The 13,628-nt window shown below is 61.7% G+C and carries 10 protein-coding genes; 5 read left to right on the forward strand and 5 right to left on the reverse strand.

Annotated features, from left to right (window positions below; genetic code table 11):
• The 5 genes from P9292_RS18155 to P9292_RS18175 are packed head-to-tail and all read left to right on the forward strand — an operon-like array spanning position 1 to position 5,328.
• Complete coding sequence (locus P9292_RS18155; protein ID WP_309960484.1) at positions 1-726, forward strand: flagellar biosynthetic protein FliR; 726 nt, start codon at positions 1-3, stop codon at positions 724-726.
• A gap of 15 nt (positions 727-741) precedes the next feature.
• A complete protein-coding gene (locus P9292_RS18160) occupies positions 742-1,482 on the forward strand; it encodes an EscU/YscU/HrcU family type III secretion system export apparatus switch protein (protein ID WP_309960486.1) in 741 nt (246 codons plus the stop codon).
• Positions 1,483-1,499: 17 nt separating this feature from the next.
• Positions 1,500-3,575, forward strand: a complete 2,076-nt coding sequence (locus P9292_RS18165; RefSeq protein ID WP_309960488.1) for a flagellar biosynthesis protein FlhA — start codon at positions 1,500-1,502, stop codon at positions 3,573-3,575.
• A complete protein-coding gene (locus P9292_RS18170) occupies positions 3,575-4,906 on the forward strand; it encodes a FliI/YscN family ATPase (RefSeq protein WP_309960491.1) in 1,332 nt (443 codons plus the stop codon). Before P9292_RS18165 ends, P9292_RS18170 begins: the two co-directional genes overlap by 1 nt.
• Positions 4,903-5,328, forward strand: a complete 426-nt coding sequence (locus P9292_RS18175; RefSeq protein ID WP_309960493.1) for a hypothetical protein — start codon at positions 4,903-4,905, stop codon at positions 5,326-5,328. Before P9292_RS18170 ends, P9292_RS18175 begins: the two co-directional genes overlap by 4 nt.
• Positions 5,329-5,458: 130 nt before the next feature.
• Here the strand turns inward: P9292_RS18175 and P9292_RS18180 are convergent, their stop codons facing one another.
• From P9292_RS18180 to P9292_RS18200, 5 genes are all read right to left on the reverse strand, one after another.
• Positions 5,459-8,137: an ATP-binding cassette domain-containing protein gene (locus P9292_RS18180; RefSeq protein WP_309960495.1), complete on the reverse strand. Its 2,679-nt coding sequence runs from the start codon at positions 8,135-8,137 to the stop codon at positions 5,459-5,461.
• Between the two features lie 125 nt (positions 8,138-8,262).
• Positions 8,263-10,623 carry a DNA polymerase II gene (locus P9292_RS18185; protein WP_309960497.1) on the reverse strand — a complete coding sequence of 787 codons (2,361 nt, stop codon included), beginning with the start codon at positions 10,621-10,623 and terminating at the stop codon, positions 8,263-8,265.
• A 220-nt stretch (positions 10,624-10,843) separates the two neighbouring features.
• Complete coding sequence (gene flhC / locus P9292_RS18190) at positions 10,844-11,506, reverse strand: flagellar transcriptional regulator FlhC (RefSeq protein ID WP_244828264.1); 663 nt, start codon at positions 11,504-11,506, stop codon at positions 10,844-10,846.
• Positions 11,507-11,524: 18 nt separating this feature from the next.
• Positions 11,525-11,842: a flagellar transcriptional regulator FlhD gene (gene flhD / locus P9292_RS18195; protein ID WP_244828265.1), complete on the reverse strand. Its 318-nt coding sequence runs from the start codon at positions 11,840-11,842 to the stop codon at positions 11,525-11,527.
• Positions 11,843-12,355: 513 nt separating this feature from the next.
• A complete protein-coding gene (locus tag P9292_RS18200; RefSeq protein WP_309849779.1) occupies positions 12,356-13,507 on the reverse strand; it encodes a purine nucleoside permease in 1,152 nt (383 codons plus the stop codon).
• Positions 13,508-13,628: the final 121 nt, after the last annotated feature.

The following is a 13,628-nucleotide window of genomic DNA, read 5'->3' on the forward strand; positions in this document are numbered from 1 at the left end:
ATGAACATCCTCGATCAATTGAGCGGCTTCGCATTCTGCATGATTCGTCCAGCCGTGGCGCTCGCCCTGATTCCGTTTGGTAACGACGGAGCGCTCGGTGTGACACTGCGTGCTCCGCTCGTGCTGATGTTCGCGGTGCTGCCCGCGCAAGCGGGATTGCCGCACGAACCGCTTGCGGCAAGCGTCATGGAAGCTGGCATCGGTCTTTTGCTAGGACTCGGTTTCGGCGTCGTCTTTCATGCGGCCTCCACGGCCGGCGCTATCCTGGATCAACAAGGCGGCTATAGCGTGGGCGCGGTCTATGACCCGAACTTTCAGCAAGAATCCGCCGCGTTTCAAACGCTTTTCACTCAATTCGCGGCGTTCACGCTCTTTACGGGCCACGGTCTTGTCGCACTGTGCGGAGTCTTCGCCGACGCGTGGTCGATCTGGCCACCGGGCGGTCCGTATCCCGGTGGATTCGCGCGCCTCCTCTCCATGTTCTCGGAAACGCGTTTGCCGCAGTCTTTAGCGCAGGGCTTGCAGCTTTCGGCCCCGTTACTGGCCTTGATGCTGCTCACCGACGTTTCGCTCGGACTCGCGTCGCGGCATGCAAAGCGTCTCAATCCGTTTTCCACTGCGCGTACGTTCAAGGCAATGGTGCTCTCCTTCGCGCTGATGGCGTGCGTTCCAGCGATCCTCGATCGACTCGCGCGCATTTTCGCCTTCTCGCTGAATCTCGAATAGGAGGCACCGGTCGATATGAGCGACAAAACCGAAAAGCCCACGCCTCGCCGGCTGCTGCGCGCCCGAACCGACGGCGACATTGCGAAGAGCGCCCATTTGAGCACCGCGATGAGCGCCGCGCTGTGGTGGCTGCTGCTGGCGTTCGAAGCGCCACACACGTTCTCCGGTTTCGTCCACATGATCGACGCCGTGTCGGGACTGGACGCTAGCCGTTCGTTCGCGTGGCAGTTCAAGGCCGTATTGAATGCGCTGCTCGAACCGGGCAAGGGAGCGCTGATCATGCTCAGTGCCGGCATGCTTGCCAACGTCATACCTGAACTCGTTCAAACGCGTGGACTCGTGTCGTTCAGGCGGATCGCGCCCGATCTCAAGCGTCTGAACCCGGTGGAAGGGCTGAAGAATCTGTTCGGCTTGAAGGTCGCGTTCGAGACCGTACTGATGCTGTTCCAGTTCGCCGTGCTCATCTTCGTGGCCTGGCGTGTGACGGCAGAATGGCTCGTGCAGATCGAGCCGGCGTATTCGCTCGATCCGCTATCCCAGCTTGCGCTCGCGTCTCTCAGCCATTCCCGTCTGCTCGCGCTGGTTGCGCTTTCGCAGGCCGCGCCCGCGGTAGCCGACTATGCCATGCAGCACGTGCTGAGAAAGCGCCGTTTGCGCATGGACAAGGAAGAACTCAAACGCGAATACCGCGACGAACACGGCGACCCCTACGTCAAAGGCCGGCGACGCGCGCTTCATCGCGATCTGAACCGTTAAACCCCGAATCTGGAATCATGAGCCGCCCATCCGTTCCTCTCTTTGCCAGCTTGCCCCGACAGATCGCGCGCCACGCATACATCGCGGCAGCCGCGGGTTTCATCAGCGTGCTGGCGTTGCTGATTCTGCCCATCCCGCCGTTCCTGCTCGATCTGTTCATCGGCATGAGCTTTTGCGCGGGTTTCGTCATGCTGTTCTCTACGATCTATGTGTCGCGCGCGGCGGATCTTCCGGGCTTTCCCGCGCTTCTGCTCATGACCACGCTGCTGCGTCTCGCGCTGGCCATCGCATCCACCAAGATGATCCTGCTCCAGGCGCACGCCGGGCGCATCATCCAGGCCTTCGGCGAGCTGGTCGCGGGCGGCAACGTCGCAGTCGGCATCGTCGTCTTCCTGGTGCTCTGTGCGATTCAGTTCATCGTGGTCGCGAAGGGTGCAGACCGCATCGCGGAAGTCGCGGCGCGCTTCACGCTGGATGGCATTCCAGGACGCCAGATGAGTATCGACGCCGATTCGCGAAGCGGGCTCATCACCGCCGAGCAGGCAGCGCTGCTGCGCGCCGGACTCGAACGCGAAACCTATTTTTACGGATCGCTCGACGGCGCCATGAAGTTCGTCAAGGGCGACACCATTGCAAGTTTCGTGATCGCGCTCGTGAATATCGTGGGCGGGCTCGCGGTTGGTATCGGGCAGCGCGGCATGCCGTTCGGCGACGCCTTGCAGGTCTATACGATCCTGACTATCGGGGATGGCCTCGTTTCGCAGATACCATCGCTCGTCGTGTCGATCGCGGCCGGCCTGCTCGTCACGAGAGTATCGCCCGCGAGCGGCGCCACCAATCTCGGCACGGACCTTTACGAGCAGTTGACGCTTCGGCCTCACGCACTCGTCATGGCGGGCGCGTGCTGCGCGGCACTGGCGCTCATTCCCGGCTTTCCGCATGCGCAGTTTGCGCTGCTGGCCGCGCTGCTCGGAGGACTTGGCTTCGTGCTCATGCGCGCGGCGCAACGGGCGCGCGACGAGGCACGCGCTCCCATGCCCGCGCTTGCGCGCGACGGCAGCCGGTACATGCCTCATTTGCTCGACGAGGCCGAGGTTGGAACGAGCACCGTGCTGCGCCTTCGACTTGGCAACGACGCCTTCAAAGCCGTGCCGCGCGATGCGTTCAACCGCGTGCTCGGCACGCTGCGCCATCATCTCAACACGCGCTTCGGCCTGCCCTTTCCCGGCCTTGCCGTCGTGATCGACGAGCGGCTCGCCGCCGAGCGCTACATCATCGATGTCGACGATGTACCGTTCGCGAGCGGCACGCTCATGCCCCAGCACGTCCTGGCGAGCGGACGCCCGGCGGATGTGCCGGCCGAAGGCCCGTCGGGGTATCGACCGGGCTTCGAGAAGTCAGTGTGGATCGCGGCCGGCGCCGCTGCGTCGCTCGATGCCTCCGTTCTGAATACCGCCACGCCCGACGACGTCCTTGCTCAACACCTCATCGAGATATTCGAGCGGTGCGCACCGCGCCTGATCGGCACGCAAGAGGTGCGCTTTCTGCTCAATCGTCTGAGCCCCGAGTTTCGCGAACTCGTCGCGCAGATTGAACAACGGATCACGACAGCCCGGCTCGCGGCCGTGCTGCGGCAGTTGCTGCAGCAACGCGTGTCGATCCGCAATCTGCGTGGCATCCTCGAAGCCATTCTGCGCGTGTCCGCAAACGAACAAACGCTCGAACGCATGGTGCGCGAAAGCCGTATCGAACTCGGCCATCAAATCGCGCGTACCCATGCGAACCTCGATACCTGGGAGATTCGCGGCGGCGTGCTCGAAGCCGAGTGGGAGAACGAGCTCGAAGCCAGCATTCGCCACGGCTCGGACGGCGAGCCATATTGCCCGCTCGATTTCATGCAGTTGGATACGTTGCGCCGCGTTTTGAGCGGTGCGGCCACGCCCGTGAGGCTGCTGCTCACATCGGCGATTCTACGGCCGCATTTATCGCAGGTGCTGGGAGCGATCGGCATCCGCATGGATGTGCTCGCCATAGACGAGATTCCGCGCGACGTCTACCGCATCAACGCTTCGGTTACCTTCACGAGGCCATAATGCGCAAGACGACTGATAAAAACGCAAAGCCGGTCGGCAGCTTGATGGCCGGACCGACGCTTCACGGCCGCGTAGTGGAGGCGCGTGGCGTGATCGTCCGCGTGGTCGGCGCGTCGCTGCGAATCGGCGAACGTGTGCGACTCGTGCGGCCCGACACACTCGAGGAGCAAACAGGCGAAGTAGTCGGTTTTGCTCCGGACGGCGCACTCGTCATGCCGCTATCCGGACTCGCGGGACTCTCCGACATCACGCGCGTGGAGGGATGCGGGCTCGACTGGAATCGGCTAGATGCAACGCGCTTGCAAGGGCGCATTCTCGATGGCCTCGGCAAGCCGCTCGATGGCGGGCCGCCCGCGCCGCTTGCCCATTCGAGCGCGCGCTTCGACGCAACGACCGCGATCAATCCGCTCGACCGCCCGTTGATCGCGCAACCCTTCGTTACCGGTGTCAGGGCGATAGACGGATTGCTCACTTGCGGGGTTGGACAGCGTGTCGGCATTTTCGCAACCGCGGGCGGCGGAAAGAGCACGCTGCTCGGCATGATCGCGAACGGCGCACAAGCCGATGCCATCGTGATCGCGCTCGTCGGGGAGCGTGGGCGTGAGGTCAATGAGTTCGTGCATGACCATCTGCATGAACGCGAGCGGATTGTCGTCGTCGCGTCGACATCGGATCGTCCAGCGGCCGAACGTATCCGCGCGTCGCGTCTAGCCTGCGAGATCGCGGCCGCGCTGCGTTCCCAAGGTCGCCACGTCCTGCTGCTCTTCGACTCGCTGACGCGCTACGCGCGCGCCCTGCGCGAAGTCGGCCTCGCCGTGGGCGAACCGCCCGTGCGGCGGGGCTATCCGCCACGCGTGTTCGCGGAACTGCCGAGAATCGTCGAAATGGGCGGCCTGCTCGGTCGCGGCAGCGTCACTGCGTTTTTTACCGTGCTTGCCGAGGACGAAGATCTCGCCGATCCCATCGTGGAAGAAGCGCGCTCGCTGCTCGACGGTCATATCCAGCTCTCGTCGCGTTTAGGCGCCGCGGGACACTATCCCGCCATCGATATCTTGCAGAGCAAGAGCCGGCTCATGACGCGGGTCGCCGGGGAATCGCATCGCGCATGCGCCCAGCGCGTGCGTGAGTGGCTCGCGCGGTATCGGGACGTCGAGCTGCTGCTGCAAATAGGCGAATACCGGCGCGGCAGCGATGCCGCGAGCGACCGGGCCATCGACCGTCATCCGGCCATCACGGCCTTCCTTCGGCAGCGTCATGACAGCCACGTCGCTTTCGATAAGACAATCGCGGCATTGCAGGCGCTCGGCGAAGGCGCCGATACATCCACGTGACGGGCCGCGCCGGAGATCTGCGTCGCTGGGCGGTGCTTGCGCGCGTACGCAGGCTGCGGGTGCGGCGCGGCGAGGCAACGCTCGCGCAGGCGCGACAGGCCGCACGCGAGGCACGAGACGAAGTAGCCCGTCGCACGGAACTGCTGCGCAACCATGCCGCACAACTGCCGCGCCTACTCGCCTTTTGCTCGCACGAGCATGGCGGCGCTGCGACATGGCGAGGCGCTTTGCACACGCATCGGCTTCAGGCAGCGGCGCTGAACGCGTCGGTCTTGCAAGCGCAAGCCTTGTTGCTGCGCGCCGAGGCGAACGTCCGTTCCGCCATGTCCGCCTTGCAGCGTGACATAAAGAGGCACGACGACGCACGCGCCCGTGAAAGAGCGGCGCTGGCCAGCTTTAAGGACGACGACGACGATCCCTGAACCGATCGGCGCGGCCAGCATGGCCGACGACCCTCGTGCAATCGCGTCTCATCGCCCGGGCACCGCGGGCTCAGTCAGAGCGCTCGGGCTCACGACGCGATCGAAGCGTGCCGGACGCGCGCCAGCGCGCTCAACGCCCCGCGCCCTCCAGCCGCGCGGCGACTTGCAGAATCGCTTCAATAAGCCTTTCCGCAGGCACGGGCTTCGTCATGTGCAACTGGAAGCCCGCAAGCTGCGCGCGCAAGCGGTCATCCGTCTGCGTATGTCCCGTCAATGCGATTGCCGGCATGCGCCGATCCAGCGACACCCGCCGCGACGCTTCGAGTTCGCGCACCTGACGCAGCACTTGATAACCGTCTTCCTCGCCAAGCACGATGTCGCATAGAAACGCATTCGGCCACGCCTCGGCAGGCGTCGCTTCAAGCCAGTCGAGCGCTTCCGTTCCCGACGCGGCCAACCGCACTTGTGCACCAGCCGTTTCCAGAACGGCTTCGAGCGCTTCGCGGGCATCTTCCTGATCGTCGAGCACCATGATCGAAAGGCCTTTGAGCGCTTCGGCAACGTTCGCTTTCGGCTCGGCCAATCTCGATGCATCGTCGGCCTCGACGACAGGCCGCAACGGCATGACGGCGACATACGCGAGATGGCCATCGACGTAATTCACCGTGAAACTGCCGCCCGTGCTGGTAAGCGCCTCTTCGAGCCGCGCCGCCTGTTCCTCGGTCAGCGGCGCGGGGTTATTGCCCGGGCCGAGCACGCACAAGCGCACCTGATTGTCTTCGCGCTCCACTCGCAGTTCGACACGCGCGCCGCGCGTTGCCGCGCGAACTTCCGTGCGGCACAGATCGGCGATCACGAACTGCAGCACGCCGGGATCGCCCGTCACGCGAAGATCCGGCTCTGTCATCACCGTGAAGAGATGCACGCCGTGCTCGATGATCTCTTCATGCAGTCCATCCACCACGCCGGCGATCAACGAGCCGAGTCCCACCGGTTGCGACGATACCTTGCGTTGCGCGTGCGCGAGTTCGCCTTGCTGCGATTGCAGCGACCACATGCGTGCATAGACGCCCGCGCGTTCGATCAATTCAGCATGCTGCCCCTGCTCCACGATGCGCCCGTGCTCCATCACGAGAATCCAGTCTGCATTGACCACGGTCGAGAGCCGATGCGCGATCACAATCGAGGTGCGCCCTTGCGCGAGCCGGTCGAGTTCGCTCTGAATTGCGCGTTCCGAACGGGTATCGAGCGCAGAAGTGGCTTCATCGAATACGATGATGCGCGGGTCCTTCAGAATGGCGCGCGCAATTGCAATACGCTGCCGCTCGCCGCCCGACAGCCGTACACCGCGTTCGCCGACACGCGTCTCGTAGTGATCGGGCAAGCGTTCGATGAAGCCGTCGAGTTGCGCCGCGCGTGCCGCACGCACGACATCGGCACGCGTCGCCGATGGGCGGCCATACGCGATGTTGTAGGCGATCGTATCGTTGAAGAGCACCGTATCCTGCGGCACGATACCAATGGCTTCACGCAGACTCTTCTGCGTGATCTCGCCGAGATTCTGTCCGTCGATGGTGATCACACCGGCCGTCGGTTGATAAAGCCTGAAGAGTAGTTTCATCAACGTGGACTTGCCCGACCCGCTGCCGCCCACCACCGCGAGTTTCTTGCCCGGGTGTGCGCGAAAGTCGATATCGCGCAGGATCTGCCGTGCCGGATCGTAGCCGAAATCCACGTGCTGGAACTCGATCTCGCCCGCGCTCACCACGAGCGATTTCGCGTCCTGTTCGTCGATATCCTCGCCACGCCGTCCGCGCGCAAGCAGAATCTCGAACATGCGTTCGACGTTCACGATCGCATCGTTCGTCTCGCGAAACACGAAACCGAGCGTGTTCAGCGGCGAGCACACCTGCACGATGTACGCGTTCACCAGCACGAGATCGCCGACGCTCATCGTTCCCGAAACCACGTGTTGCGCGGCAAGCAGCATGACCGCCGCAATGCCCACCGCGATGATCGTGCTTTGCCCGACATGCAGAATGGTCAACGCGCGTTGATTCGCGGTGCGTGCATGCACCCATTGTTCGAGCACGCTCGAAAGCCGGCCGCGTTCGACCTCTTCGCTTGCGAAGAGCTTGACCGTTTCGTAGTTGAGCAGGCTATCGACGAGACGGCTGTCGGACTTTGCTTCGAGCCGATTGACCGCGCGCTGAAAGCGCATGCGATAGCGCGTGAAGATGAACGTATAGACCGCATAGCACACGAAGGTCACGCCAATCGCCAGCAAAAAAGTCGATGCATACTGGCTTACCATGATCGCCACGACGGTGCCGATTTCGATCAATGTCGGCACGATCGTGAAGATCGCCACGCCCAGCAAAAAGCCGATACCGTCCGCGCCCTTCTGCACGTCGCGCACCACGCCACCGGTTTCGCGTTGCGCATGAAAACGCGCACCCATGTTATGCAAATGCGCGAACGTACGCTCCGTGAATGACGCCACTGTACGTTGCGTGACGATGCTGAACACCACGTCGCGTGCTTCGTTCAGCACGTCGCCGAGATAACGCATCAGCACGTAAGTGAGGATCACGAACACCGGAAACACGAGGTTCGCCGTGGGCTGGCTGAACTCGTCGATGACGTGCTTCAGCATCAGCGGCACGGACACCACAGCGAGGCGCGACGCGATCATCAACGTCACCGCGACGAGCGTCTGTACGCGAAATTTCCAGATTGCCTGCCAGAGATCGCCAGCAATGCGGTTACGCAATTGCGAGCGGCTGATTTCGCTTGATGCAGTCGACATATGCAACCATCCCGGAAGTTGAGGGAGGAAGGCGCCTTGAGCGCGGTTAAACGCGGCGCGGTCCGTCGTTCTCTTGCCGGACTTCGGGAAGATGCGGCAGCAAGGAACGCGCCCGCATGAACCGGCTAAAACAGCGCGCCTTGCCCCGACATCAGCGTATCGAAGTCTTCGCGCAGGAAGGGCAGGATGCCGTCGGCAATCGGCTGTAGCTGCTTCGTCACGTAGTGTTCATAGTCGATGGCCGCATGGCGCGCTTCAACCGGCTCGGGACCGGCGAGCGTCATCACATAGCTGATCCAGCCGCCGTTCTGATATTGAAGCGGACGTCCGAGGCGCGTGTTGTGTTCGTCGGCACTGCGCGCGGCGCGTACATGCGGCGGAACGTTACGCTGATAATCGTCGAGGCTGCGGCGCAGGCGCTTGCGATAGACGAGCAGTTCGTCCTGCTCCCCGCGTCGCGTGCGTTCGACGTAATCGCGCACATAGTCCGCATAAGATTCGCCCTTGAAGATACGCATGTAAAGCTCTTGCTGGAAACGTTGCGCGAGCGGCGTCCAGTCCGTGCGCACCGTTTCGAGACCTTTGAACACGATCTCCTCGCTGCCGTCCGCGCGCGTCGTGAGACCAGCGTAACGCTTCTTGCTGCCTTCTTCCGTGCCGCGAATGGTCGGCATCAAAAATCGACGGTAATGCGTTTCGTACTGAAGCTCCAGCGCGCTTTCGAGTCCGAAGGTCTCGCGCAAATGACCTTGCCAGTATTCGTTGACATGCTCGACGAGCGCGCGGCCGATACGCGCAGCATCTGCTTCGTCGCGTGCACGGCGCAGCCACACGAAGGTGGAATCGGTGTCGCCGTAAATCACGCCATACCCGCGCGCTTCGATCAGTTCGCGTGTACGGTGCATGATTTCGTGTCCGCGCATGGTGATGGATGACGCAAGGCGCGGATCGAAGAAGCGGCAACCGCTCGAACCCAGCACGCCGTAGAACGAATTCATGATGATCTTGAGCGCTTGCGAAAGCGGCTTGTTACGTTGACGCTTCGCCGCCTCGCGACCTTCCCACACTTGCTCGACGATAGCGGGCAGACAATGCTTCTCGCGCGCGAAACGCGCACCGCGAAAACCGGGCACGGTGGCGGCTTCATCGGTCTCGTGCATGCCTTCCGCGAGCCCGACCGGATCGATCAGAAACGTGCGGATGATCGACGGATACAGGCTCTTGTAGTCGAGCACAAGAACGGAATCGTAAAGACCGGGCCGCGAGTCCATGACGAATCCGCCGGGACTCGCTTCCTCGGGGACATCGCCGAGATTGGGTGCGACAAAGCCCAGCCGATGCATACGCGGCATGTATAGATGCGTGAACGCCGCCACCGATCCACCACTGCGATCCGCGGCCAAACCCGTAACGGTTGCGCGTTCGAGCAGAAACGGCAGCAGTTCGGTCTTGTCGAAGACCTTGGTCACGAGTTCGCAATCGACGAGGTTGTAACGCGCGAGCGCCGGCTTGTCTTCCTGAAAGCGCCGCTCGATTTCGTCCATGCGTGCATAGGGAGTGTCGATCGCCTTGCCTTCGCCGAGCAGCGACTGCGCGACATATTCGAGACTGAACGACGGAAAATTCCACGTCGCCGAACGCAAGGACTCGATGCCGTCGATCACGAGCCGCCCCGCAATCGAAACGAAGAAATGATTGCGCTTGATGCCGTGTTCGCGCCATTCCACCGTGCTGCCATCGCGGCCGAGACGTAACGGCACGCCGTAATCGTCCGCGTGTTTTTGCAGCACACGCAGATCGAACTGCACCACGTTCCAGCCGATGATCGCATCCGGATCGTGCCGCTCCATCCACTCGTTGAAGCGGCGCAGCATGTCGGCGCGGCTTGCGCAGTAGTCGAGGTCGAAGTCGACGGATGCATCGGCGCCATTGGCCGGGCCGAGCATATAGACCTGTCGCTCGCCGCAGCCTTCGAGCGCGATCGAATAGAGTTCGCCGCGAACGCTCGTTTCAATATCGAGCGAAACCAGCTTGAGGTTTGGCCGATACGAAGTTGCAGGCTTGAGTTCGCTGAAGATGTAACTGTCGCGCGCTTCGCCTTCGAAGGTCACGGGCGCGGTGATGAAGCGCTCCATGAGATAGCGCTCGGGTGGCCGAATATCCGCCTCATAGACAACGATGCCCGCATTTTTGAGGGTTTTTTCGAGCGCCAGCAGTTGCCGATACTGTGCGCAGTACAGCCCGAATACCGGTTTTTGGCGAAAGTCCTTGAGCTGCAAGTCGCGCAGTTCGGCGTTGCGCACGCTCGCGACGAGCGGCTCCGCTTTCGCTCGATCTTCGGCGCGGATGAATGCAACAGGCGTCTGCGCGCCGATTCGGATTTTGCGTGGGCCGTCATCGGTGGCGAGCCAGAACTCGACCTCCGTGCCGGCAGGCGTATCGCGCCAGTGGCGCGTCAGCAAAAATCCCTGTTGTGCGGATGACAAAGCCCGTCCCTTCGAAAAGCGCATGCGGCAAGGCATGCAATCGAAGTATTTTAATGGCGAGCTAAAAAAACGAACGGCGCGATGACCATGGAGTCAGCGCGCCGGCATTGAGATGAAAATGAGCTACGAGAACCAGAAAAGTAAAAAGCGGTAGCGGCATGCTGATTGTCCACCGTCCTTCCGGACGGCCCCCGGAGGATCAGTTCAGCGCCGCTACCGCCTAAGCGGCCTGTGCGACCAGGCCAGCCCGTTGCGGCTGCAAAGCCGCTACGTTGTCGAGTACCAGTTCTTCAAGCTCGGCTGGCACTTCGTTCTTGACAGACACAGCCTCCAGCGCGGCTTCTTGAATGGCCTGTTTAGCGGCCGCCGCTTTCTTGGTCTTCCCCGCGCGTGACGGCGGCTGGCAGGCCCCGCACACCACGTTGTTCTGCAAATCATGCTTGTGTGCGACGAACTTCCCGGTGCAGCGGCAGCATTTGGTCATCTGCAGCATGCCCGCGTCGAAGAAGCGCACAAGGGTCCAGGCCCGGGTGAGATCGAGTACCGCTTCGGCGCCGCTATGGTTGCAGTGCTCGAGATACAGGCGATACCCCTTGGTCAGCGCGTCGAGATGCGAGCAGCCGGCCTCGTTCTTGAGGAACGTGTAGGTGTTGTAGAACAGCGATGCGTGGATGTTCGCGAGCCACGTCATATACCAATCGGCCGAGAACGGCAGCATGCCCTTGGGCGGCGACGCGCCCTTCACTTCGCGATACAAACGAATCATGCGATCCCGCGAGAGCGTCAGCTCGCTCTCGAGCACTTGCATGCGTGCACCGAGCTCGATCAGCGCGATGGCGCGGAACACTTCCTGGGCATCTTCAGTGAGGCTCTTCTTCAGCATGGCTCGCTCCGTCTTTACTTAAGCGAACTGTTCAGCCGGCTGGCCAGCCAGCAGGATTGCCGCGTGCGTCGGCGCAATTTCCGCGTTCTTGGCGGGCTGCGTCAAAGCCGACAGCATCGAGTGATCGTTGAAGCGAAATGCGCACAGCAGGTTGTCCGACTGGGCGAGCTTGACGACCTGAGCGAGCGTGAGGCCCGACAACAGATCGGCGAGTTCCGCCGAAAGACCGAGCCGGAACATGCCGATGGCGCGGTCCTCGCGCAACAGACGCTGCGCGAGCATGATGTACGACAAGTTGATTTCCCGGATCGATTCCAACGTTTCGCGACCGTTCATGGTTGCAACTTCCAGTAAATCCCCGATTTCCCGCCGGCTTTGTGCCGATATATTTTTTTGCCTCACCGGACTCAACTCTGCCCGGCTACGTCCATCTGATTTTGTTTCAGTGCGTTACATCTTGTAACAGACACTGTGAAACGGATTCTAAGAAGACTCTGAAGCGAACGCAAGAGCATCTCAATAATATTCTGTTGCAAACAACACTTTGCATCGGTAACTTTTTCGCGCCTAAAAAAGCGGCAATATTGACCGCGCCGTTTTTGTCATTCTTTTGGATTGAGCGCTTAATACGAACGGCTGATTTTTTGTAGGATTAATCGCCGATGCCCCAAGAACGGGGCTTCCGGCGGTTCGGTTGACACTGGTCACAAGTATTTTTGAGACGATGAGAAAGCGGTAAAAATTAGTAAAAATGCCGCGAATCCGGTTTTTACCGAGTCGCGGCATAAGTGGCAATATTTACTTTTATGCAGTTACAGGTTTGCAACGCCGTTTGAGCACCACTCGCGACTAGTGTTGCGGCACGCCTTTACGCCAAGCGCCCCAATGTGTAACGACTTCTTGCACGAATGGGTTACCGGTCAGATACAAGTTCTGAATTGCGGGTACGAAACCGCCTTGCGCGGAGTAATTCAACAGGTTGTCGGAGGCGGTTTGTCCTTCGTACGGCCGGTCGAAGTCCGAACCGGCGCGCAAAACCGCAATGCGTGACAGATCGACCCGCTTGATGCTGGCCGCGCGCTTGAGCGCCTCGTATGTCGCGTTGTCTTCCTGCTGCGTCGTGCAGTAGATGCCTTTGCCATCGGTCAGCAGGCGCGTCCAGTAGCGTGCCCTTTCGCCGATGTATTTACCCGACCACCAGGTATCGCCCGCGAGCGTGTCGCACTGGATCACGTGCGGCGGACGGTTGGCCGGCGCGTAGTTGAACTTGGCGCGCGCGACCTTGGCGTCGTCGCTGTCGGAGAGCGTGACGTTGCGCGAGATGGCATAGGCGGCATCCGTCAGCGATGCATTGAGGGCAAACACTTCGGTGCGGTAATCGAGCGGCGGCTTTTCGGTGGGCCCCTTCGTGTTGATACCGAGAAAACCGCTCGGCCAGTCGGCGGGTTTCTCGCGCGCGTCGAGCTCCCATTGAATGCCGAAATCGACCAGATACTTCGCCCACGCCGTCGAGCCGAGCGTGCCGCGCGCCGGATCGATCCCGGCAATGCCCGCGACCAGAAAGTACGTGCGGCGCAAATCGAAGCGCTCCGAGAACGCGAGCGCCATCATCGATGCGGCCGCGTTCGTGTGTCCCATGCCGGTTGTCATCACACAGACATCGTCGCGGTTGCAATGGACTTCGGGATAATCCGGCGAGAGCCCCGGCACTTTGATGGCCTGCCATGGCCCGAGCTTGTCGAGCCACACCTGGCCTTCCGGACCGAACATGCTGACGATCATCACCTTGACCTGACGGCCACCGCCGCCACCGCCGCCGTAGCGGTCATCGCTGTCGTGATCGTCGGATTGTTGGGCGAAGGCGCATCCCGTTGCGGCCGTGAGGCTTGCGAGTCCTAACGCAAACAGGCCCTTGCGGACAGTCGTGCTTAACGCGCGTGAAGAAGAACGTGAGGGGAAGCGTGAAGCGGATTTTGAACGTGACCGGGCGGCAATGTTCATGGGGGGCGTGCTCCTCGATAAGGTTCGAACTTCGAAGAAAGCCGCGCCCTGTTGCCATTCGTTTTGAGGGGCGCGGCCGGCCCGACCGATTATAGAAGCGTCAATAACAAAACAAGCCCCG

It is taken from the genome of Caballeronia sp. LZ001 (genome assembly GCF_031450875.1).
GTDB lineage: Bacteria > Pseudomonadota > Gammaproteobacteria > Burkholderiales > Burkholderiaceae > Caballeronia.